This window comes from Streptomyces sp. NPDC051963, from assembly GCF_044593495.1.
Taxonomy (GTDB): Bacteria; Actinomycetota; Actinomycetes; order Streptomycetales; family Streptomycetaceae; genus Streptomyces.
Genome location: NZ_JBIUCC010000007.1, coordinates 143,946 through 165,294, shown reverse-complemented (window position 1 = coordinate 165,294; position 21,349 = coordinate 143,946). Strand labels below are relative to the sequence as shown.

Genomic DNA, 21,349 nt, shown 5'->3' with positions numbered 1-21,349 from the left:
AAGTCAAACACACATCCCTCAACTCCCCACGGCGGCGGGGCCATCCCACATGTCGGCACATGCGTTCGCACACACGTCGAAGGCCCGGATCCCTTAAGGATCCGGGCCTTCGACTTCAGTAGCGGGGACAGGATTTGAACCTGCGACCTCTGGGTTATGAGCCCAGCGAGCTACCGAGCTGCTCCACCCCGCGCCGTTGTTCGGCAACCGTATCACGGCGCGGGACGGACTCGATCAACTGGTGTCCGGGCTCCCACTGGGACTCGGACTGCCGCTCGGACTGCCGCTGGGACTGGGGCTGGAGCCGCTGTTCCCGCCGCCGGTCTTGTCGGCCTGCGCCTGCGCTTCCTCGGCCCGCTGCAACGCGTCCTCGAGGTCCTTCTGCGCCCTGCCGTACGCCTCCCAGTCGTTCTTCTTCAGGGCTTCCTGGCCGGCGTCGAAGGCCTCCTGGGCGTCGTTCAACGCCTCCTGGACGGTCGGGTTGGTGGACGTCGGTGGCGGAGTCGTCGTATCCCCGCCCTCGTCCGGTGGCTCGGTCGGCGCGCCCTCCGCTCCGAAGACCTTGTTCAGGGCCTCGCCGAGCGTGTCCTCGAAGGCGGTATTGCCGCCGTAGGTCACCAACACCTTGCGCAGCAGTGGATATTTGAGTCCGCCACCACGGACGTAGACGGGTTCGACGTACAACAGTCCCCCGTCGAGTGGAACCGTCAGCAGGTTGCCGTACTCGACTTCGGAGTCGCCGCCCTGCAGTAGCCTGATCTGCTCGGCGATGTCCTGTTCGGAGTTGAACTGGCTCTGGACCTGTTTGGGTCCGTTGACGGTCGTACTCGTCGGCAGTTTCAGGACTCTGATCTTGCCGTAGTCACTGGTGCCCGCCTCGGCGTCGACCGACATGAACGCGCTGAGGTTGTCCCGTCCGTTGGGCGTGAACGTCGTCGTCAGCGAGAACGCCTGCGCCTGCTGATCGGGCATCTTCAGGCTCTGGTAGTACGGCGGTACCGCGTTGCCCGACTTGTTGGTCGGGTCGTCCGGCACCTGCCACACCTCGCTGCCGCTGAGGAACGTGTCCGCGTCCTCCACGTGGTAGCGGGTCAGCAGCTCACGCTGGACCTTGAACAGGTCCTGCGGGTACCGGAGATGGGCCATCAGGTCCTTGGAGATGTCGCTCTTGGACTCCACCGTGCCCGGGAACGCCTTCATCCAGGTCTTCAGGACCGGGTCCTCGGTGTCCCACTGGTAGAGCTTGACCTCGCCGGTGTACGCGTCGACGGTCGCCTTCACCGAGTTGCGGATGTAGTTGACCTGGTTCTGCTGGGCCACCACCGCGCGCGAGTTGTTGGTCGCGGTCAGCGAGTCGGCCGTCGAGGAACCGAGCGTCGTACGGGACGCGTACGGATAGCCGTTCGTCGTCGTGTACGCGTCCACGATCCACTGGATCTTGCCGTTCACGACCGCCGGATAGGCGTCGCCGTCGATGGTCAGCCAGGGCGCCACCGCCTCGACGCGCTCCTTGGGCGTGCGGTTGTAGAGGATCCGGGAACCCTCGCCGATCGCACCGGAGTAGAGGATCTGCGGCTCGCTGAACGCCACCGCGTAGGCCGCCCGGTTGACCGGGTTGGCGAGGTTGACGCCGCTCTTTGCCTCGTAGCTGTACGTCTTCTCGCCGCTGTCGTCGGAGTAGTCGATCTCCTTCTGGGGACCGCCGACGATCGAGTACTCGCTCGTCTTCTCGCCGTAGTAGACCCGCTGCTGATACGTCCCCAGGTCGCCCTTGGACGGCAGGTCGGACTCCGTGAACACCGGGCGGCCCTCGGCGTCGACCTCGGTGCCCTTGGCCGCGACCACGCCGTACCCGTGGGTGTAGCGGAAGTGGTCGTTGATCCAGTTGTTCTTCGGAATGCCGTTGAGGTTCAGCTCACGCAGACCGATGACCGTGTCCTGGTCCTTGCCGTTCTCGCTGTAGCGGTCGACGTCCAGGTTGGTCGGGAACGCGTAGTAGTTCCTGATCTGCTGGAGCTGCTGGAACGTGGGCGAGACGATGTTCGGGTCCATGATGCGGACGCTTGCCGTGGCATCGACGTCGTCCCGCAGCTTGGTCTTGTCCTCGGTCTTGCTGACACCGCTGTAGTCGGTGACCTTGGCGTTGTCGATGCCGTACGCCTGGCGCGTCGCCTCGAGGTTCTTCGTGACGTACGGCGCTTCCTTGGCCTGCTCGTTGGGCTGGACCTGGAACTTCTGGACGATCGCCGGATACAGACCGCCGATGAGGATCGCCGACAGCACCATCAGACCGAAGCCGATCAGGGGCAGCTGCCAGGTGCGCCGCCACAGGGTGGCGAAGAACAGCAGCGCGCAGATGACGGCGATGCAGAACAGGATCGTCTTGGCGGGCAGATAGGCGTTCGCGTCGACGTACCTCAGGCCGGTCCAGTTGTCGGTCGCCTTGAAGTCGCTGGACTTCACCGCGAGGCCGTACCGGTCGAGCCAGTACGCGACCGCCTTCAGGGCGACGAAGATGCCGATGAGCACCGACAGATGACTGGTGGCCGCGGCGGTGGCGCGCGCGCCCGGGCTGGTGATGCGCAGCCCGCCGTAGAGGTAGTGGGTGAGCGCGGCGGCGATCAGGGAGAGGATCGCGGCGGCGAAGCCGAAGCCGAGCAGGAAGCGGTACCAGGGCAGGTCGAACGCGTAGAAGGCCACGTCGAGGTGGAACTGCGGGTCCTTCTGGTTGAAGGGCACGCCGTTGACCCACATCAGCCAGGTCCGCCACTGCCCCGACGCCGACGCGCCCGCGATCAGACCGACCAGGGCGGTGATGCCGAGCAGCAGCCACCTCTTGTACGGCGCGATGCCCATCCGGTAGCGGTCGAGGTTCTGCTGTTCCATCGACATGGCGCTCAGCGGCGGGCGCAGCCGGTGGGCCAGCCAGATGTTGAAGCCGACCGCGAGAGCCATCAGCAGACCGAAGACGAAGAACAGTCCGATCTTGGTCCACAGCGTGGTCGTGAACACGGACGAGTAGTTCACCGACCGGTACCAGAGCCAGTCGGTCCAGAAGCCCGCGAACATGGTGAACGCCATGCCGAGAACGGCAAGGACGCCCAGCGTCATGAGCAGGGTCCGGACACGCCGCGACGGGCGGCCCACTCTGATCCGCGGCCCCGTCGGGCCTCCGCCGCGGTCCGGCATCTGGAAAGCCAAGGTGCGCACCTCGAAGTTCGCTGTTGGTCTGTCGGGCCCCCGAGTTCACGGGCCGTCCGAAGGGCCACGTGATCGTAGGCCCTCACCTATGCAACTTACTCACGCTTTACTCGGTTCCCGATTCCGGTAGGGAACGAGGCAGGATTGTGACCATGTCCAACACTCCCATGGCAGCGAGCCCTCTGACCCGGGCCGTACTCGAGATCGACGAGTACGTGTCCGGCCTCGGCTGGGACCAGCCCGCGCGCCTCTTCGCCCTCGTCGACACCGCCCGGCTCCGGGCCGAACAGCCCTCGCTCGCGGACCGGCTCGGCCTTCAGGACGAACCCGAGGCCACCGGTCTCACCCCGATCGAGCAGGACGAGATTCCGGCGGGCAAGCAGCTCGACGAGTTCCTCGGCACCATCGCCTGGCCCGACGCGGTGGTCGGCTGTGCGCTCACCGTGGAACGCCTGATGCTGCCGCCGTCCGCGGAGGCGTCCGTTCCGGAGGGCCTCGGTGAGAAGAAGCTCGCCCGGTGGGTCGCCGACCATCCCGACCGCCAGGAGGTCCGGATGACGGTCGCGGTGCTGCGGGACGGCGCACGCGACTCGGCTCTGCGGCTGCGCGAGAAGGACTCCCCGACGGACGTCCTCACGGGTTCCCAACTGGTGCCGGGGCTGGCGGAGGCGCTGGCGGCGACGTTCGAGGAGTAGCTCGGTCGGCTACTTCGTACTGCACTTCGGCAGGTCGGCGGTGTCGCCGCTGCGGATGTCCTTGAGGGCGCCGAGGGCGTCGTCGATGGTGTTCACCTTGACCAGGGTGAGGCCCTTGGGGGTGTCGTCGGCGGCGGCCGCGCAGTTGTCGGCGGGCGTCAGGAAGTACCGGGCGCCCTTCTCGCGGGCACCGACCGTCTTCATCTCGATGCCGCCGATCGGGCCGACCTTGCCGGCGTCGTCGATGGTGCCGGTGCCGGCGACGAACGTCCCGCCGGTGAGGCTGCCCGGCGTGAGCTTGTCGTAGATGCCGAGCGCGAACATCAGACCGGCGCTCGGTCCGCCGACGTCGGCGAGCTTGATGTCGATGGTGAACGGGAACGTGTGGTCGGTCCCGGCGGAGATCCCGACGATGGCGCGGTTCTCGCCGGTGTCGGCGGAGTTCGTGGTCGTGATCGTGACCTTGTCGGTCTTGGTCGCCGCCCGCTGCTCCTTCTCGGCGGCCGCCTGCTCCTCGGCGGGCACGATGGTGAAGTCGACGTCCTCACCGGGCTTGTGCTTCGTCACCAGTTCGGCGACGTCCTCGGGCTTCTTCACGGCCGTGCCGTCGACCGCCTTGATCACATCGCCGGCGTGCAGCTTGCCCTCGGCCGGGGAGTTCTTGAGGACGGTCGAGACGATCACCCAGGACTGCACCGGTACTTTCAGCGCCTTCAGGGCGGCGACCTTGGCGCTCTCCTGGGACTGGCTGAACTCCTCGGCGTTCTCCTGGGTCGACTGCTCCTCGGTCTTGCCGTCCGGGTAGAGCGTGTCGTGCGGCACGACCTTGTTGTCGTGCGCGAGCCAGCCGTAGACGGCCTCGACGAGGTTCATCCGGTAGTCGGCGCTGGTGACCCGCACGGTGGTCATGTTCAGATGCCCGCTCGTCGCGTACGTCTTGCGCCCGTCGATCTGGAGCACCGGCTCACCGTCGTGGTCCCCGAGCGTGTTCACCGTCGGCCCCGGTGACATCTCCGAATACGGCACGGTGATGAAGACTCCCGCGCACAGGAGCGCGATCAGTATCAGGGTGGAGGCGAGCATCGTCGCAGTGCGGCGTGGCATGGAACGACAGTACGGGACGCTCCTGTCAGCGGACCGTCAGGGCCGTCCGTCCGGGCGGCCGCCCCCGTCACGTACGGGTGGGGGGCTTCTCCATGGCCTCGCGGAAACGCGCGTACCCGTCGAGCTCGGGCCCGTCGCTGCGCGCCTTTCGGGTCCGGTTGGCCCAACTGCCCCACAGACCGGCGGCGATCGCAGCCACAAACGGAATCAGCAACCAGGCGAGCGCCGCCATGCCGTCCTCCCAGCCCCAATGCGTGACCGCAACTGACTGATCAGCAGATTAACCATCTGCCGTGACAACGCTCACGCCGGGGGGCAGGTTACGCAACCGGAGGGAGGCGGGGGTCCGGTCAGCAGGCGCCGACCCATTCCTCGGCACCGTCCGAGAACTTCTGGTGCTTCCAGATCGGCACTTCGTGCTTGAGGTCGTCGATGAGCTTCCGGCAGGCCTCGAAGGCCTCACCCCGATGCGGGCAGGACACGGCGACGACGACGGCGAGGTCCCCCACCTTGAGGTCTCCGACCCGATGGACGGCCGCGAGCGCCCGCACCGGATACTCGGCGACGACCTTCTCGGCGATCCGCCGCATCTCGGCCTCGGCACTGGGGTGGCAGGAGTACCCGAGCTCATCGACATCGGCACCCCCGTCGTGATTCCGCACGGTCCCCACGAAAAGGGCGGTGCCACCGGCCGCGTCGTCCCCGACGGCCCGGAAGACCTCGTCGAGGGAGAGGGCCGTCTCCCGGATGGCTATCAGCTTGACGGGATCCTGCGCTGCCTGCTCACCGGGATGGTCGTTCGTGGGTGCCATGCCTCCATCGTGCCCCACGCCACTGACAACCCGGAACTCCTGCGGGGCTCCCCCCTCAGACCCGCCCCTCAGACCCGCCGCCGGGCCTTCCGCGCCCGTCGCACCACGGCCGCCGCACCCAGCAGCGCCACCGTCGCCCCCGCGGCCCCAGCCGCGGTCGCGTCCTTGCGACCCAGCCGCCGTCCGGCGACCGTGTGGCGTCCGGCAGCCTCCTCCAACAGCTCCGCCAGCACCTCTTCGTTCGTCCACTGCGGCCGCCATCCGGCCTCGTGCAGCCGGCTCCCGCTCACCACCCACGGATACATCGTGTACGCCAGGTCCCCCGCCGGAGACGGTGTGAGCCCGATGCGGTGCAGCCGGGCGGCCGCCCCCAGCGCGACGGTGGACGGCAGTTCCATCCGCCGGATCCCGCTCAGCTCCTCGACCTCCTCCTGCTCCAGCCACCCGTCGCATCCGACGGCCAGTTCCCCGTCGACCTTCTCCAGAACGGCGTACTCCAGAGCACTGCACAGATCCTCGACATGGCAGAACTGCCAGGCGGGCCGGGAACCGGCGACGACCAGCAGCCGAGGCGACTCGAAATACCTGGTCAGCGCGGTGTCGGTGCCCCCGACGAGCACTGCGGGCCGTACGACGGTGACATTGAGTCCGGGATGCGCCCGTGGAGCCCGCCGCGCGAGCCGCTCGATCTCCAGCAGATCCCCGACGCCGGTCGCCTCGGCCGTGGCCCGCAGCTCCGCGTCCTCGGCCAACGGAAGCTCGTTGTCCGGCAGCGCTCCGTAGACCATCGCGGACGTGCACAGCACCACCCGGTGCACACCGGCCGCCGCGGCCGCGGTCAGCACGGTCTGTGTCCCCCGTACGTTGTACGCCGTACGGGCGGCGCCATCGGTCTCCAGATCCAGGTCGAGCGCCAGATGCACCACCACGTCCGCGCCCCGCAGCTTGTCCGCGATCGCCGGATCCCGCACGTCGAGGATGTGCCACTGGGCGGCCGCGCACTCGCCGCGCCGCTCGTCGATGGCGATGACCTGCTTGATCTCCTCGGACGCGGCGAGCCGCTCGGTGAGCAGCGCGCCGACCCCGGACGCGGCGCCGGTGACCGCGACGACGGGCCCGCGTACGGCGGGGGCGGGCGGGGTTGAGTGGTTTCGCGCTGCGCGAACCTGTGGATCTGGGGAACTCACCGGGCGTCTCCAGCGGTTGTCTTCAGTACGAGCGCGAGTGACGCGTGCGTACCAGGTGCATCCATCCTGCCGCAGGCCAAGTGTCGGCGGAGCACCGAGGCCCGAACGGCCGCGGGTGTCTACGCTGGGTGGTGTTATCGGGCAGTCGTGCCGCCGGAGCCAACCGGTGGCCTTAACAGCCGAGGAATCCCGTGAGTGACACCCCATTCGGATTCGGCCTTCCGCCGGAGGAGCCGGACGACGGCGACGAGGGCAAGAAGAAGGACCAGCAGAGCGGTGGTGGTCAGGGCCCGGCCAACCCGTTCGGTTTCGGCGGGCTGCCCGGTGCCTCGGGCGCCGGTGCGGACAATCCGTTCGCGGCCATGTTCGGCTCGCTGAACCCCACCGACCTGGGCGCCGCATTCCAGCAGCTCGGCCAGATGCTCTCGTACGAGGGCGGGCCGGTGAACTGGGACATGGCCAAGCAGATCGCCCGCCAGACGGTCTCCCAGGGCACGTCGGACGGCACGAAGGACGCGAGCGTCGGCCCCGCCGAGCGCACCGCGGTCCAGGAGGCCGTCCGCCTGGCCGACCTGTGGCTGGACGACGCGACATCGCTGCCGTCCGGCGCGGGCACCGCCGTGGCGTGGAGCCGCGCGGAGTGGGTCGAGGCGACCCTGCCCGCGTGGACGGAGCTGGTCGACCCGGTCGCCGAGCGCGTCGGCGCGGCCATGGGCGACGTCCTGCCGGAGGAGATGCAGGCCATGGCCGGCCCGCTGATCGGCATGATGCGATCCATGGGCGGCGCCATGTTCGGCACGCAGATCGGGCAGGCCGTGGGCGTCCTCGCGGGCGAGGTCGTCGGCTCGACCGACATCGGCCTGCCGCTCGGCCCGGCCGGCAAGGCCGCGCTGCTGCCGGTGAACATCGAGGCGTTCGGCAAGGACCTGGGCGTGCCCAAGGAGGAGGTGCGGCTGTATCTCGCCCTGCGCGAGGCCGCCCACCAGCGCCTCTTCGCGCATGTGCCGTGGCTGCGCTCGCACCTGTTCGGCGCGGTCGACGGGTACGCGCGCGGGATCAAGGTCGACACCGCGAAGCTGGAGGACGTGGTCGGCCAGTTCGACCCGCAGAACCCGGAGCAGCTTCAGGACGCCCTCCAGCAGGGCATGTTCCAGCCGGAGGACACGCCCGAGCAGAAGGCCGCCCTGGCCCGTCTGGAGACGGCTCTCGCGCTCGTCGAGGGCTGGGTCGACGCAGTGGTGCACGCGGCCGCGAAACCGCGTCTGTCGTCCGCCGACGCGCTGCGCGAGACCCTGCGCCGCCGCCGTGCCACGGGCGGTCCGGCCGAGCAGACGTTCGCCACGCTGATCGGCCTCGAGCTGCGCCCCAGGCGCCTGCGTGACGCCTCCCGGCTGTGGGCCTCGCTCACGGACGCGCGCGGTGTCGACGGCCGTGACGGCCTGTGGGCCCACCCGGACATGCTCCCCACCGCATCCGACCTGGACGACCCGGACGGCTTCGTGCACCGCGAGCAGCTGGACTTCTCCGAGCTGGACAAGATGCTCGGCGAGGCCGCAGACAAGCCCGACCTGAAGAAGCGGGACAAGGGCGAGGACGAAGACACCGAGTGAGCCTGTACGACGACGCGGTCCTCGTACTGAAGGGCTACGAGGACCAGGAAGAGCTGCGCGGGACCTATCTGGACCATCTCGAGGCGCATCCGGACGGCCTGTGGAAGGCCTGCGGGGACGGGCACATCACGGCGAGTGCCCTGGTGGTCGACCCGTCGCGAGGGCGTGTGCTGCTGACACTCCACAAGAAGCTGCGCATGTGGCTTCAGATGGGCGGCCACTGCGAGCCGGCCGATGAGACGCTGGCGGCGGCCGCCCTGCGCGAGGCGACGGAGGAGTCGGGCATCGCGGGCCTGGCCCTGCTGCCGGGCGGCCCGGTGCGTCTCGACCGCCATCACACGCCCTGCGCCTGGCACCTCGACGTCCAGTACGCGGCGCTCGCTCCGGCCGGAGCCGTGGAGGCCATCAGCGACGAGTCGCTCGACCTGCGCTGGTTCGGGTACGACGAGGTGGCGACCGTGGCGGACGAGTCGGTCGTACGACTGCTGGAAGCGACCCGCGCCAGGCTGTGAGCTCGGGATGCGTGACGTGTGACGTGTAAGGGGCGCCCGCCATTGCGGTCGCCCCTTACGTCTGCTGCTTCCTGGACCGTCAGCTCCAGACGTTGCCCTGGTTCTGCCCCCGCGCCCCGTGCTGTCCCATGCCGAACTGGGCGGCGGCGCCGGAGCCGATCTGAGCGTTCTGCGGCGGCAGCAGCTCGCTGGGCTGGACGAGCGCGTAGCCGCTGCCCATGAAGCTGAGCTCCCAGCCCTCACCGGTGTTGCCGCGACGACGCCAGATCCCGGAGGAGTGCGTCTGGGCCTGCATCTGCACCCGCAGGCTGGTCGACCAGGCCACGATGGCGTCGGCATCGCAGTTGACGTACTTGTCGGGTGTCACCTGCATCAGCAGCGGGGCACCCGAGGTCATCAGCGCGACCCTGCCGCGGCCGGAGATGTTGAGCTGGTACTTCCCGGAGCCGGAGATGCCGTAGAGGCTGTCGACGGCGATGACCTCGTGATGCAGCGTGGAGTCCATGGCGAGGACGTAGCTGCTGTCGACGGTCAGCCCGTCCTGCTCGACGTCCATCACATGGACGTGCTGCTTGAGGTTGGCGAGGTAGACCGTGCCCTGCCCGTGGCAGCGCATCAGGTCCAGGCCCTCGCCGGTGCGCGCACGCGCGCGTCCCTGACCGCGGCTCTGGTACTCGGCGTCGAACTCGACGAGGCCCTGGTAGGCGACCATCGTGCCCTTGCGGGCGAGGAGGTCGTCGTGGCCCTCCAGGGTGACGCGGAGCATCTGCTTGTTCTGCAGGCTCCAACGGTCCTGGGTCTGCTGGTCGTTGTAGGCGAAAAGCGGACTCTGCATGGTGTGGTGCTCCCCCTCAGCCCCGGACCCGGAGACGGTCGGTGCTGTCCTCGCTGGGCTGGACGACGACGATGCCCTGGCCGGAGAAGGCCATCTGGAAGGCCTCACCGCTGCCCCGGCCGATGAGCGACTGCGCCTTGAAGCTGCGCTTGCCCTTCACCTTGAGATTCGGGGACCAGGCGACGAGCGCGTCCGGGTCGACGTACGTCTCGTCCTCGCCACCGCCGCAGTCGACGACGATCGGCTTGCCCCGGGAGGTCAGCGCGACCCACCCCTGCCCGGTGATCTTGGTGTTCCACAGGCCCTGCCCGGCGAACTTCGCCAGCCCCTTCACCCGCTCCACGCCCCAGGTGAGGTGGGCGTCGAAGGCGAGCAGGTTGGTGGCGTTGACGGAGATCCCGTCGCCGTTGAGGTTGATCACGACGACGTTGGCGCCGTAGTCGGCGAGGTAGAGCAGACCGTCGCCGGAGCACTTCATCAGGGGCGCGCCCTCGCCGGTCGCCCAGTCACGGGCGATCTGACGGACGGCGGGCGGGTTGGGCTCGTACTGGACGAACCCTTCGTAGGCGACCATCGAACCCACGCGCGCGAGGAGGTCGTTTCCGGTCTGCATGGCGACCTTCAGCATGTGGTTGCCGTGGTTCTCCATGCGGGCGGTGACGGGTGCGGGGGCGAAGCCCGCGAGTGGCTGGTTCATGACGGGCTCCCTCAGATCTCGTACGGCTGGACGACGATGAAGTTGCCGGGAGCGGCCCGGAACTGGAGGTTCACGCTCTCTCCGGTGTCGCCGGGGTAGGCGTTGCGGCGCATCCGTACCTGGCTGGAGACGATCACCTGGGCTGCGGACGACCAGGCGACCACGGCGTTGGCGTCGGCGAACGTCGTGGGCGTGACCGGCAGCACCACGGGTGTGCCGTGCGTCTTGACGACGATCGTGCCGGTGCCGGTGAACTGCATCGTGAACAGCGCGCCTCCGGGGATGCCGTGTCCCTCGACTCGGCGGACCTCGTACTGAAGGCCCTCGTCGAAGGCGAGGACGTTCTCGGCGGAGACACAGATGCCGTCGCCCTGGAGCTCGATGGGGTGCAGCATCGCGGAGTTCTCGGCGAGGAACACCTGGCCCTGGCCGGTACAGCGCATCAGCTGCATCTCCTGGCCGGTGGCGTTGCCCGCGATCCGGCCGGCGAAGCCCGCGCCCTTGTAGCTGAAGTCGACCTTGCCCTGGTAGAGCACCATGCTGCCCTGCCGGGCCAGCACGGGCTGGCCGCCGACGCCGAGGTCGACGCGGACCATCTTCTTGTTCTGCTGCGTCCAGCGCTGTCCGGTGGGCGTCTCCTTGAACTGCTGGAGCGCGGCGGCCACGCCGGGTGCCTGCGGAGTTCCCTGGGGGGCGCCGCCGTAGGGGGCCGTCTGCTGTCCGGGGACCTGGCCGAACTGCGGTTGCTGTCCGTAGCCCGGAGGCGGGGTCGGCTGTCCGTAGCCGGGCGGCGGCGTCGGGGCCTGGGGTGCCTGCGGCGCCTGGGGCTGTCCGTAGCCGGGCGGCAGCGGGGCGGTCTGGCCGGGGGGCTGTCCGTAGGGCGCGGGGACGGGGCCCGGGGGCGGCACCTGGGCGCCGCCGGGCGGTGTCATGGGGGCGATGATGGTGGGCGCGGCGTGCACGGAGGGTGCGGGCGCCGGCGCCGGGGGCGGGCTTGCTGCCGGCGGAGTCGCTCCGGGCGGCGGCGCGAAGCCCTGGGCGGGCTGCGGTGCCGGCGGCGCGGGGGCCGGTGCCGGGGCGGACGGTGCGCCGAAGGCGGGCGGCGCGGAGGCCTGAGCGGGCGGGGCGAAACCGGGAGCGGCGCCGGACTGGGCAGCCTGCTGCGGCGGCTCGGGCGTCTCCTCTTCGAGGACCTCGCCACCGAAGTTCTTCAGCAGCGCGTCGAGGCCGCCGTCGAAGCCCTGACCGACCGCGGCGAACCGCCAGACGTCCTTCAGATAGAAGTCGCCCAGCATCACGGCCCGTTCGGTGGTGAACTCCGAGCCGTTGAAGGAGTACCGGGCCACTTCCTCGCCGCCGGCGACGATGCGGATGTATCCGGGAGCGATCTGCGACATCTGCCCGGCGCCGTCGAGCGTCGCCGTGAAGGACAGCTTCTGGATCTGCGGCGGGATCCGGTCGAGCGTGACCCGGAAGGACTCCGTGTCGCCGGCCTGCGCCCCCAGCAGCTGGATGGACTCCTCGGGTGACTTCGGCTGGTTGAAGAAGACGAAGTAGGCTTCGTCCGAGAGCCGTTCATCGGCGTCGAGGCCGAAGCAGCTGATGTCGAAGGTCAGCCCGGGGCCCGAGATCTGCACACCTACGTACAGATCCGTGCCCGCGGTGAGATCACTGATCCTGGCCTTGTGGCCGCGTTGGAATTCCCTGGCCATGCGTAACGACCGTCCCCCATCCCGAATGCGATTGCGTCGCGTCAGGCTAACGGCAAACTCGGACACCGGACGAAGTCGGTACAGACCCGGTACACAACCATCTCTCGACGGCGCTTCGCCGCTCCGCGGTCCGCGGCGGTCACTCGTCGCGCGCGCCGGGCAGTTGCGGCAGGCGGTCGGCGGCGACCACCCCTTCGAGGTAGCCGCGGGCCCGCTCGGTCCGCGGATACGCCTCCAGCAGGCGCCAGAACCGGGGCCCGTGTCCGGGCACGAGCAGATGCGCGAGCTCATGGAGCAGGACGTAGTCGATGACGTACTCGGGCATGCCCTGAAGACGGTGCGAGAGCCGGATACTGCCCTCGGCGGGGGTGCACGAACCCCAGCGTGTGTTCTGGTTGGTGACCCAGCGTACGGAGGAGGGGCAGGCCCGGCCGTCGAAGTACTGCTCCGACAGCCGTTCGGCGCGCTCGGCGAGTTCGGTGTCGCCGAGTTGTCGCTTGCTCTCCTGCGCGGCGAGCTTGTCGAGCATGACGTTCACCCAGCGCTGCTCCTCCGCCTCGGACATCCGGGCAGGGATGAGCACGACGGTGCGATCGCCCTCGCGGTAAGCGGAGACCGTCCTGCGTCGACGGGCGCTCCGGCGTACCTCGATCACGCTCGCCCCCGGGCCGCTCGGTGGCGGGCTCGTCGTGCTGCGCTGTGGAGTTCCGGCGCGGTGCAGTGGGTCTGCGGACACGCCCCGACGTTACCCGCTGCACATGCGGGAAGTCCCGCCTCCGGGACGGTTCGGTTCCGATCCCCCACCGAGCGTCTGTTTTGTACGACGAATATCCACGACCTGTGGATAACTTTCGGCGCCGGGCAGCAGGGGCGGGCATGCTGGCACTCGTCGGCGGATCACTGAGAGCTCCACCGACGAACGGGGACGTACGGAGATGTACAAGGACGTACGGGGATCTTTAACGGGGCTACGGGGGCCTGACATGCATCCGAGGGTGAAGCCCGCGCTCAGGCGCGGCTGGCGCGACCTCAACACCGTGCAGTTCGGGATGACACCGGCGCACGCGATGACGCTGGGTCCGATGGACACGGCGACGGGCAGCTTTCTCGATCTGCTCAACGGCACGCGAGGACTTCCGCTGCTGCGCGAAGAGGGACGGCGGATGGATCTTCCGGACGGTCATGTCGACGAGCTGGTGGAGCGGCTGGCGCGGGCCGGCCTCGTCGACGACGCACAGGGCGGCGGCCCGGCGGCCGACGAACTGCGCGGGAAGAAGGAGGTCCTCGACCGGCTGCGGCCCGATCTGGCCTCCCTGACCCTGACCACCTCCGGACCGGGCGACGCCCTACGACAACTGGCGGCCCGCCGCTCCCTGCGCGTCCAGGTGCGGGGCGCGGGCCGGGTGGGAGCGGTCCTGGCCTCCCTGCTGTCGGGCGCGGGCGTCGGCGAAGTGGACGTGCTCGACGGCGGCCTCGTCGAGCCATGGGACATCGCACCGGGCGGGCTGCCCGCCGAGTCGGTCGGCGAGCGCAGGGCCGACGCGGCTCGCCGGGCCGCACGCCGGGCGGCACCGGACCGCCCGCCACGCCGTGGCCCGCAGTCCCCGCCCGATGACGGCGACCCGGGCTTCTCCCTGGTCGTCCTCGCCCCACGGGACGACGTCGGCGTGCACGCACCCGTCCCCGCCACCGCCGAACCACTGATCACCTCCGGTACGCCTCATCTGTACGCCGGTGTAGTCGAGGGAACCGGCATGGTCGGCCCCCTCGTCCTGCCCGGGGAGACCGGCTGCGCCGGCTGTCTGCACGAGGGGCGCACGGACCGGGATCCGGCCTGGCCGCGCCTGGTGGCCCAGTGGCGCTCGGGGAAACAACGGCAGGTGGGACCCTGTGATCTGGCGCTGGCCACCACGGTCGCCGGGCTCGCGGCCACGCATGCACTTGCCTTTCTGGACGGCCACCTGCCATCGAGCGCCGGGGCCCGCTGGGAGGTCTCCCTGCCCGGCCTCCACTGGCATGCGCGCCCGATCTGGGCCCATCCCGCATGCCCGTGCGGCGCCGCGGAGAAAGCTAAAGGGGCACACTCCTCGGAGGACGAGGAGTCACACGAGACAATGGCAGAGCAACGACCGTCGAAGGAGTTACGCCGTACGACACACGCGGCGCGGCTGGCTGGGACCTGGAGGGCGCATGTCTGATCTTCCCCGGAAGGCGGTCACCCGGACCGCCAAGCTCGCCGCGCTCCCGCTCGGCTTCGCCGGGCGGGCGACCTGGGGACTCGGCAAGCGGATCGTCGGTGAGTCCGCGGAGATCGTCGGCCGCGAACTGCAACAACGCACCGCGGAGCAGCTGTTCAAGGTCCTCGGCGAGCTGAAAGGCGGGGCGATGAAGTTCGGACAGGCCATGTCCGTCTTCGAGTCCGCGCTGCCCGAGGAAGTCGCCGGCCCCTACCGGGCGGCACTGACCAAGCTCCAGGACGCGGCCCCGCCGATGCCGACCCGCACCGTGCACACCGTGCTGGCGGAGCGGCTCGGCGAGGACTGGCACGACCTGTTCCTCGAATTCGAGGACAAGCCCTCCGCGGCGGCGTCGATCGGCCAGGTGCACCGGGGGGTGTGGCATGACGGCCGCGAGGTGGCGGTCAAGGTGCAGTACCCGGGCGCCGGCGAGGCCCTGCTGTCCGATCTCAACCAACTGAGCCGTTTTGCCCGCCTGTTGGGCCCACTCATCCCGGGGATGGACATCAAGCCCCTCATCGCGGAGCTGCGTGACCGGGTCTCGGAGGAACTGGACTACGACCTGGAGGCCCAGGCTCAGCAGGTCCACGCCGATGAGTTCGCGGACGACCCGGACTTCATGGTGCCCGGCGTGGTCCACCAGTGCGAGCAGGTCCTGATCACCGAGTGGATCGACGGCACCCCGCTGTCGGAGATCATCTCGGACGGCACCCAGGACCAGCGCGACCGCGCCGGCCAGCTCCTGGCCCGCTTCCTCTTCTCCGGCCCCGCCCGCACCGGCCTCCTGCACGCCGACCCCCACCCGGGCAACTTCCGTCTCCTGCCCGGCGGCCCGGACGGCAAGGACGACTGGCGTCTGGGTGTGCTGGACTTCGGCACGGTCGACCGTCTCCCGGGCGGACTGCCGACCCCTATCGGCGACTCCCTGCGCATGACCCTCGACGGCGAGGCGGAGGCGGTCTACGAACTCCTGTGCACGGAGGGCTTCGTCAAGGAGACGATAGAGCTGGACCCCGACGCGGTCCTCGACTATCTCCTCCCGATCATCGAGCCGGCCCGCGTCGATGAGTTCACCTTCGCCCGCGGCTGGATGCGCAGCCAGGCAGCCCGGGTCGCCGACCCCCGCTCCCCCGCATACCAGCTGGGCAAGCAGCTCAACCTTCCCCCGGCGTACCTCCTGATACACCGTGTGACCCTCAGCACGATCGGTGTGCTGTGCCAGCTCGGCGCGACGGTACGACTGCGTGAGGAACTGGAGGAGTGGCTGCCGGGGTTTGTACCGCAGGAGGTTCTGGACGAGGAGGAGACGGCCGCGGAGGCGTGAGCCGGCTCACCACCAGGCCGAGTCCAGCCGACCCTCGATCGCCCTGAGGTTGTCCCGGGAGCAGGTGTCGCAGAAGTACTGGCGGGTTCCGTTCTCCACGGAGCAGGTCCAGGTGGGCTGCGGGTCCGGGGACCGGGTGCCGCAGCGGGCGCACACGAGGGAGGTCGGCTCCGTGGCGGAGCCGCTGTTGTCACTGCCTCCGGGAAGACTCGTCACCCGGTGACGATATCGCCGTGACCGGCCGATCGGCGGGCACAACGCACCGCGGGGGCCGGTCCGTTCGGACGGACCGGCCCCCGCGGGAAAGCTGTTGCCTCCTGGTCGGGAGGCCACCGCTTCAGGTGTTCTCGATCACTGCATGACGGCCACGGCAAGCGCACGACGGGCGCGCAGCGAGGCACGCTCCGCTCGGCGCTGCATCCGGCGGGCAGCCACCAGGCGCACGGCCTGGCGGTCCCGCTCGGCCTCTTGCAGGCGCTCGTGCATATGCGCACGGGCGAGCGCTTCTGGGATGAGTTGCATCTCTCGGGTCCTGTTCTGACGCGAGTCGATCGCGCCGGTGGTGGTGACGTCTTCGGTCGCGGAGCCTGCGGGCTCGTTGGTGGACGGCTTCATCGGGGCCTGCTTCTTGGGGTCGTGCGTATGGGGGCGGTCGATCGTTCCTGCGGTGTTCATGCCGTGACCGGGTTCTTGCGCGGGCGACCACGCGGCCGCTTCCGGGCAACGACGACACCCTGGACGAACAGCTCGCCACCCCAGACGCCCCAGGGCTCACGCCGCTCCTTGGCGCCGGCGAGGCAGGCCTCGATCAGCGGGCAGGTGCGGCAGAGGGACTTGGCGTACTCGACGTCCGCCGGCGACTCGGCGAAGAAGACCTCCGGGTCGTAGGAACGGCAGGGGACGGGCACGCCGAGGTTCTCGATGGCGTCGTCAAGCGCGGTGAGCGCAGTGAGCGGAGTGAGCGGGGTCAAGGTGGAGTCCTCCGTGGGGCCGGGCTTGGGGATCGTGTCGGAAGGCGGTACGGACGGGGCGTGCGCTTCGAGTTGCACGGTTGGTCTTCCTCGTCTGGTCGGTCCGGCCCTGTTGGGCCGGTGGTCGGCTGGTACCGGGTTCTGCTCTTGTCCCGAGGCCCCTTCGCTCTGCCGTCCCTGGTCGGGGACAAACAAAAGGGCCGCGGATCCCGGATGGGGTTCCGCGGCCCTGAAGGCGCCGGCCTGATCAATCAGGCTGGATCACTCCAGGGTTCTGGCCCACGGAAGGCCCACATCTGGTGGTGCTGCGTCGTCTGCTTCCGGAATCCGGCACCGGTCGCCGCAGAGGCATAGGCCTTCGCCTGTGCCACTACTGCCGCTTCCAGTGCCTTGGTCGGTCGCTCATTGCGCTCGCTCACGGGAAGGCCCGCAGGAGACACGGAGGACGCCGGACGCGCGGCACGAATGCCGGACAGACCGGTGCCCAGGTTCGAGGCGCCGAGCATGCACAGGGAGGCGACGACCGAGCGATCGGTCATTTTCACGGTGCTGATGGAGCTGGCGTTGATGCTGATCACTGGACTCGCCTCCTCTCGGCGTCTCGGGGGACTGGATGAACCAGTCCGACGGGTATGCAAGTACAACACGGAATTGGGGCCTCCGAGAAGGCCTCCGCTGCCGTGGTTAAGAACCTATGGGGATTGCTGGGGCATGCGCAAACTATTTTTTCGACGAGTTCGAGTCAGTCCTCGTCTTCCTCCCCCGGCCCCTCCCGGCCTGCGCAGATGGCCAGCACATCGGCGCCGTAGCGCTTGAGCTTGCGCATGCCGACGCCCGGGATCCGCGCCAACTCGCCGTCGTCGTCGGGCACGGTCTCGGCGATGGCCATCAGTGTCTTGTCGGTGAAGACGCAGAAGGCGGGTTGGCCGCTGCGCTGCGCCTGCTCCGCGCGCCATTCGCGCAACCGCTCGTAGAGGCCTTCGTCCATGTCGGAGGGACAGTCCTCGCAGCGCATCAGCTTCATCTCGCCGGCCTCGGTGAGGGTGCGCCCGCACACCCGGCAGCGGGCCGGACTGCGCTGCGTGCGTCGCGGCACGACGGCAGTGGAGCCGGTGGTGGTGAAGCCGCGCTCGACGCCTCCGGCGCCACCTGCTGCGGCGCGACCGGCGACGGTGGTCGAACCGGGGCGCAGCCCGTCGAGGAAAGGGCTCGGCTTGCGGCTCGGGCGACCGCCGGGCGCGCGAGACATCGCCCAGGAAACATGTAGCCGTTCTCTAGCGCGAGTCACGCCGACGTAGAGGAGCCGGCGTTCCTCCTCGATCTGCTCGTCGGTCTTCGCATAGGTGATCGGCATCATGCCGTCGGCGACGCCCACCAGAAAGACGACATCCCATTCGAGGCCCTTGGCCGAGTGCAGGGAGGCGAGCGTGACGCCCTGGACGGTCGGGGCGTGCTGGGCGTTCGCCCGCTCGTCCAGCTCCGCGACGAGGTCGCCGAGGGTGGCGCCGGGTCTGGCGACGACGAAGTCCTCCGCGAGGTTCACCAGCGCGGCCAGTGACTCCCACCGCTCCCTGACCGCACCGGACCCCGCCGGGGGCCGTGGCGTCCAGCCCTCGCCGGAGAGCACGGCACGCACCTGGGAGGGAAGGTCGACGGCGTCATCGAGCAGGGAGTCGTTGCCGCCGAAGCGGGCCGCTCCCCGCAGGGCGACGCCCGCCTTGCGGACCTCGGGCCGGTCGAAGAACCGCTCGGCGCCCCGCAACTGGTAGGGCACTCCGACGTCGGCGAGGGCCTGTTCGTAGGTCTCGGACTGGGAGTTCGTGCGGAACAGGATCGCGATCTCGCTCGCCGGGGTGCCCGCGGCGATGAGCTCGCGGATGCGACGGGCGGCGCCCTCGGCCTCGGCGGGCTCGTCGTCGTACTGGGTGTACCCGGGCTCGGGACCGGGAGCGCGCTGGGAGATCAGCTCCAGGCGATGGTCGGCGGCGCGACCGCGGGCCTGGGCGAGCAGGCCGTTGGCCAGATGGACGACCTGCGGGGTGGAGCGGTAGTCACGGACCAGCTTGACGACGGTGGCACCGGGGTGGCGGGTGCGGAAGTCGAGCAGGTGGTCCGGGGTTGCTCCCGTGAACGAATAGATCGTCTGGCTGGCGTCGCCGACCACGCACAGGCTCTCCCGGTCGCCGAGCCACAGCTCCAGCAGGCGCTGCTGGAGCGGGCTGACGTCCTGGTACTCGTCGACCACGAAGTGCTGGTACTGGGCGCGGACCTGTTCGGCGATGTCGTGCCGGTCCTGGAGGACGGCGACGGTCAGCAGCAGGACGTCCTCGAAGTCGATGAGGGCGCGGCCGCGCTTGATGTCCTCGTAGGCGGCGTAGAGCTGGGCGATCTCGGCCGGGTGGCGGGGGATTTCGCGGCCGGCCTTTGCGGCGGCGGGCGCGTAGTCGGCGGGGACGGTCTGGGTGACCTTGGACCACTCGATCTCGGCGGTGACGTCCCGCAGCTCTCCCCGGTCGAGGCGGATGCTGCAAGCGGCGGCCGCGTCGGCGACCAGCTGGATCTTGCGATCGACGAGCCGGGGCATGGAGCCGCCGATCGCCTTCGGCCAGAAGTACTGGAGCTGGCGCAGGGCGGCCGAGTGGAAGGTGCGGGCCTGGACTCCGGCGGCGCCGAGCTGGCGCAGGCGTCCGCGCATCTCCCCGGCGGCACGGTTGGTGAAGGTGACGGCCAGCACGGTGGACGGCTGGAGGATTCCGGCACGCACTCCGTAGGCGATGCGGTGGGTGATCGCCCGTGTCTTGCCCGTGCCGGCGCCCGCCAGCACGCACACCGGGCCGGTCAGGGCGGTGGCCACCTCGCGCTGCTCGGGGTCGAGCCCTTCGAGCACCGCGTCGGCCGAGTCCGGTACCTGCGGGAAAAGGGTGGAGTGCGTTGCTGCTGTCACACGGCCATGCTGCCAGGTCGCCGGAGACGGGTGAGTCGGTTGTCCACAGGCAGGCACCCGTAGTCGTACTAATGCGGCAGGCGTCACGTCCGCGGGCATACCCCCGGCGGGAATGGTGGCCCGGTCGCGTACGTTCCCTCTCTGCGACCACCCGTCCCCCGAGCCGCTGAGGAGCGCGAGACACATGTCGGGCACTGTGACGATGTACAGCACCACGTGGTGCGGCTACTGCCGTCGGCTGAAGAGCCAGCTGGACCGCGAGGGCATCACGTACAACGAGATCAACATCGAGCAGGACCCGGCGTCGGCCGCGTTCGTGGAGAAGGCGAACGGCGGAAACCAGACGGTGCCCACCGTGCTCTTCCCCGACGGCTCGACGCTCACGAACCCTTCGCTGGCCCAGGTCAAGCAGAAGATCGGCGCGTAACCGCAGCACCGCGCAACGCCGGAAGGCGGTCTCCGAGACGGCTCGGGACCGCCTTTCGGCGTGTCAGAACGTGCTGCGGGTCGGCAGCGGCTTGCCGTACCAGAGCTCGATCAGGCGGGCCGCGATCGAGATGCCGTACGGCGGGAGGACGGCGCCGGAGTCGAAGGCGGCGCGCAGTTCGTCGCGGGAGAACCAGCGGGCCTCGTGGATCTCGTCTCCGTCGACGTTGATCTCGGTCGTGGTCGCGCGGGCCATGAAGCCGAGCATCAGGCTGGACGGGAAGGGCCAGGGCTGGCTGGCGACGTACTCGACCTGGCCGACGGTGATGCCGGCCTCCTCGAAGACCTCCCGGCGCACGGACTGTTCGATGGACTCGCCGGGCTCGACGAAGCCGGCCAGCGTGGAGAAGCGGCCCTCGGGCCAGTGGACCTGGCGGCCGAGCAGGATGCGGTCCTCGTCGTCCGTGACGGCCATGATCACGGCCGGGTCGGTGCGCGGGTAGTGCTCGGCGCCGCAGGCCTGGCAGCGGCGGATGTGGCCGGCCGCGGCGATGACCGTGCGCTCGCCGCAGCGGGAGCAGAAGCGGTGGGTGCGCTGCCAGTTCTCCAGGCCGACCGCGTGGACCATCAGGCCCGCGTCGCGCGCTGACAGCAGCAGGCCCGCCTCGCGCAGACCGGCCGGGCGTGCGGACTGGTCGATACGGCCGGGGAGCGCGTCCTTCTGGAGGGCGAAGTAGCTGACGCCGTCCTCGTCGATGCCGAGGAAGTAGCGGTGTGCCTCGGTGAGGGGGGCTTCGAAGGAGGGCGTCATGACGATTTCGGTGCGCCCGTCGGACGTCTCGTCTATGAGGACCTGGCCGCCGGAGACCACGAAGCAGCGGGTGGTGGGGTGGCTCCATGCCGCCGCGAGCCAGGCCTCGTCGAGCCGGTGGTGTGCGGCGCGGTCGATGCCGCTGGGGGCGGTGAGCGAGATGGGTCGATCGGCGGTGTGGTCGGTCCAGGTGGTCACGGGTGCTTCCAACTCCCCCGGTGCTGCGGATTGTTTCGGCGAGCGGTTCGACGGGATCTGCGGCGGGTGGTGA

At 69.6% G+C, this 21,349-nt stretch carries 21 protein-coding genes and 1 tRNA gene; 6 read left to right on the top strand and 16 right to left on the bottom strand.

Annotated elements, in window-relative coordinates; genetic code table 11:
* Positions 1-119 precede the first annotated feature (119 nt).
* Positions 120-193 (bottom strand) — tRNA-Met (locus ACIHFB_RS28755).
* Between the two features lie 41 nt (positions 194-234).
* Entirely contained in the window at positions 235-3,189 is a 2,955-nt protein-coding gene (locus ACIHFB_RS28750) for a UPF0182 family protein (RefSeq protein ID WP_365284577.1), read from the bottom strand.
* A 164-nt stretch (positions 3,190-3,353) separates the two neighbouring features.
* Between ACIHFB_RS28750 and ACIHFB_RS28745 the strand changes: the two genes are divergently transcribed.
* On the top strand, positions 3,354-3,896 hold the full coding sequence (locus ACIHFB_RS28745; protein WP_365284551.1) for a PPA1309 family protein: 543 nt from the start codon (positions 3,354-3,356) through the stop codon (positions 3,894-3,896).
* A 9-nt stretch (positions 3,897-3,905) separates the two neighbouring features.
* Here ACIHFB_RS28745 and ACIHFB_RS28740 read toward each other — a convergent pair whose 3' ends face one another.
* The 4 genes from ACIHFB_RS28740 to ACIHFB_RS28725 form a co-directional block, all read right to left on the bottom strand.
* Positions 3,906-5,000, bottom strand: a complete 1,095-nt coding sequence (locus ACIHFB_RS28740; RefSeq protein WP_365284549.1) for a PDZ domain-containing protein — start codon at positions 4,998-5,000, stop codon at positions 3,906-3,908.
* A gap of 67 nt (positions 5,001-5,067) precedes the next feature.
* Positions 5,068-5,232, bottom strand: a complete 165-nt coding sequence (locus ACIHFB_RS28735; RefSeq protein WP_365284547.1) for a hypothetical protein — start codon at positions 5,230-5,232, stop codon at positions 5,068-5,070.
* 118 nt (positions 5,233-5,350) lie between these two features.
* Positions 5,351-5,812, bottom strand: coding sequence for a molybdenum cofactor biosynthesis protein MoaE (locus ACIHFB_RS28730; RefSeq protein WP_365284545.1), 462 nt, complete (start codon positions 5,810-5,812; stop codon positions 5,351-5,353).
* A gap of 68 nt (positions 5,813-5,880) precedes the next feature.
* Complete coding sequence (locus ACIHFB_RS28725) at positions 5,881-6,999, bottom strand: SDR family oxidoreductase (protein ID WP_365284543.1); 1,119 nt, start codon at positions 6,997-6,999, stop codon at positions 5,881-5,883.
* A gap of 191 nt (positions 7,000-7,190) precedes the next feature.
* On the opposite strand from ACIHFB_RS28725, the gene ACIHFB_RS28720 reads away from it, so the two are divergent.
* Together ACIHFB_RS28720 and ACIHFB_RS28715 are read left to right on the top strand one after the other, a co-directional pair.
* Positions 7,191-8,609 carry a zinc-dependent metalloprotease gene (locus ACIHFB_RS28720; RefSeq protein WP_365284541.1) on the top strand — a complete coding sequence of 473 codons (1,419 nt, stop codon included), beginning with the start codon at positions 7,191-7,193 and terminating at the stop codon, positions 8,607-8,609.
* Positions 8,606-9,121: an NUDIX hydrolase gene (locus ACIHFB_RS28715; RefSeq protein WP_365284539.1), complete on the top strand. Its 516-nt coding sequence runs from the start codon at positions 8,606-8,608 to the stop codon at positions 9,119-9,121. The genes ACIHFB_RS28720 and ACIHFB_RS28715 overlap by 4 nt, the downstream gene beginning before the upstream one ends.
* Positions 9,122-9,200: 79 nt before the next feature.
* Here the strand turns inward: ACIHFB_RS28715 and ACIHFB_RS28710 are convergent, their stop codons facing one another.
* The 4 genes from ACIHFB_RS28710 to ACIHFB_RS28695 form a co-directional block, all read right to left on the bottom strand.
* Positions 9,201-9,956 carry an AIM24 family protein gene (locus ACIHFB_RS28710; protein WP_365284537.1) on the bottom strand — a complete coding sequence of 252 codons (756 nt, stop codon included), beginning with the start codon at positions 9,954-9,956 and terminating at the stop codon, positions 9,201-9,203.
* Positions 9,957-9,972: 16 nt separating this feature from the next.
* Positions 9,973-10,653: an AIM24 family protein gene (locus ACIHFB_RS28705; protein WP_365284535.1), complete on the bottom strand. Its 681-nt coding sequence runs from the start codon at positions 10,651-10,653 to the stop codon at positions 9,973-9,975.
* An 11-nt stretch (positions 10,654-10,664) separates the two neighbouring features.
* Positions 10,665-12,365: a TerD family protein gene (locus tag ACIHFB_RS28700; protein WP_400128416.1), complete on the bottom strand. Its 1,701-nt coding sequence runs from the start codon at positions 12,363-12,365 to the stop codon at positions 10,665-10,667.
* 139 nt (positions 12,366-12,504) lie between these two features.
* Positions 12,505-13,101, bottom strand: a complete 597-nt coding sequence (locus ACIHFB_RS28695) for a M48 family metallopeptidase (RefSeq protein ID WP_365284531.1) — start codon at positions 13,099-13,101, stop codon at positions 12,505-12,507.
* A 247-nt stretch (positions 13,102-13,348) separates the two neighbouring features.
* Between ACIHFB_RS28695 and ACIHFB_RS28690 the strand changes: the two genes are divergently transcribed.
* Positions 13,349-14,563: a TOMM precursor leader peptide-binding protein gene (locus ACIHFB_RS28690; RefSeq protein WP_365284529.1), complete on the top strand. Its 1,215-nt coding sequence runs from the start codon at positions 13,349-13,351 to the stop codon at positions 14,561-14,563.
* On the top strand, positions 14,556-15,926 hold the full coding sequence (locus tag ACIHFB_RS28685) for an AarF/ABC1/UbiB kinase family protein (protein ID WP_365284527.1): 1,371 nt from the start codon (positions 14,556-14,558) through the stop codon (positions 15,924-15,926). The genes ACIHFB_RS28690 and ACIHFB_RS28685 overlap by 8 nt, the downstream gene beginning before the upstream one ends.
* 6 nt (positions 15,927-15,932) lie before the next feature.
* Here the strand turns inward: ACIHFB_RS28685 and ACIHFB_RS28680 are convergent, their stop codons facing one another.
* From ACIHFB_RS28680 to ACIHFB_RS28660, 5 genes are all read right to left on the bottom strand, one after another.
* The gene (locus ACIHFB_RS28680) at positions 15,933-16,142 is read right to left on the bottom strand and encodes a hypothetical protein (RefSeq protein WP_365284525.1); all 210 of its coding nucleotides are present in this window, start codon (positions 16,140-16,142) and stop codon (positions 15,933-15,935) included.
* Positions 16,143-16,277: 135 nt separating this feature from the next.
* Complete coding sequence (locus ACIHFB_RS28675) at positions 16,278-16,601, bottom strand: hypothetical protein (protein WP_210585725.1); 324 nt, start codon at positions 16,599-16,601, stop codon at positions 16,278-16,280.
* Positions 16,598-16,975, bottom strand: a complete 378-nt coding sequence (locus ACIHFB_RS28670) for a WhiB family transcriptional regulator (RefSeq protein ID WP_365284523.1) — start codon at positions 16,973-16,975, stop codon at positions 16,598-16,600. Before ACIHFB_RS28670 ends, ACIHFB_RS28675 begins: the two co-directional genes overlap by 4 nt.
* 173 nt (positions 16,976-17,148) lie before the next feature.
* Positions 17,149-17,475: a hypothetical protein gene (locus ACIHFB_RS28665; protein WP_365284521.1), complete on the bottom strand. Its 327-nt coding sequence runs from the start codon at positions 17,473-17,475 to the stop codon at positions 17,149-17,151.
* Between the two features lie 164 nt (positions 17,476-17,639).
* Positions 17,640-19,841 (bottom strand): ATP-dependent DNA helicase UvrD2, encoded by a 2,202-nt coding sequence (locus ACIHFB_RS28660; protein WP_365284519.1) that lies wholly within the window; start codon positions 19,839-19,841, stop codon positions 17,640-17,642.
* Positions 19,842-20,025: 184 nt separating this feature from the next.
* Here ACIHFB_RS28660 and ACIHFB_RS28655 point away from each other — a divergent pair, with 184 nt between their 5' ends.
* Positions 20,026-20,268, top strand: a complete 243-nt coding sequence (locus ACIHFB_RS28655; protein ID WP_365284516.1) for a mycoredoxin — start codon at positions 20,026-20,028, stop codon at positions 20,266-20,268.
* Positions 20,269-20,331: 63 nt separating this feature from the next.
* On the opposite strand, the gene nudC is transcribed toward ACIHFB_RS28655, so the two are convergent.
* The gene (nudC, locus tag ACIHFB_RS28650; protein WP_365284514.1) at positions 20,332-21,276 is read right to left on the bottom strand and encodes an NAD(+) diphosphatase; all 945 of its coding nucleotides are present in this window, start codon (positions 21,274-21,276) and stop codon (positions 20,332-20,334) included.
* Positions 21,277-21,349 lie beyond the last annotated feature (73 nt).

Coding starts and splice junctions, on each gene's coding strand:
- ACIHFB_RS28705 (WP_365284535.1), bottom strand. CDS start 10,653: ATGAACCAGCCACTCGCGGGCTTCGCCCCCGCACCCGTCACCGCCCGC.
- ACIHFB_RS28745 (WP_365284551.1), top strand. CDS start 3,354: ATGTCCAACACTCCCATGGCAGCGAGCCCTCTGACCCGGGCCGTACTC.
- ACIHFB_RS28700 (WP_400128416.1), bottom strand. CDS start 12,365: ATGGCCAGGGAATTCCAACGCGGCCACAAGGCCAGGATCAGTGATCTC.
- ACIHFB_RS28750 (WP_365284577.1), bottom strand. CDS start 3,189: ATGCCGGACCGCGGCGGAGGCCCGACGGGGCCGCGGATCAGAGTGGGC.
- ACIHFB_RS28655 (WP_365284516.1), top strand. CDS start 20,026: ATGTCGGGCACTGTGACGATGTACAGCACCACGTGGTGCGGCTACTGC.
- ACIHFB_RS28710 (WP_365284537.1), bottom strand. CDS start 9,956: ATGCAGAGTCCGCTTTTCGCCTACAACGACCAGCAGACCCAGGACCGT.
- ACIHFB_RS28675 (WP_210585725.1), bottom strand. CDS start 16,601: ATGAACACCGCAGGAACGATCGACCGCCCCCATACGCACGACCCCAAG.
- ACIHFB_RS28730 (WP_365284545.1), bottom strand. CDS start 5,812: ATGGCACCCACGAACGACCATCCCGGTGAGCAGGCAGCGCAGGATCCC.
- ACIHFB_RS28685 (WP_365284527.1), top strand. CDS start 14,556: ATGTCTGATCTTCCCCGGAAGGCGGTCACCCGGACCGCCAAGCTCGCC.
- ACIHFB_RS28690 (WP_365284529.1), top strand. CDS start 13,349: ATGCATCCGAGGGTGAAGCCCGCGCTCAGGCGCGGCTGGCGCGACCTC.
- ACIHFB_RS28735 (WP_365284547.1), bottom strand. CDS start 5,232: ATGGCGGCGCTCGCCTGGTTGCTGATTCCGTTTGTGGCTGCGATCGCC.
- ACIHFB_RS28740 (WP_365284549.1), bottom strand. CDS start 5,000: ATGCCACGCCGCACTGCGACGATGCTCGCCTCCACCCTGATACTGATC.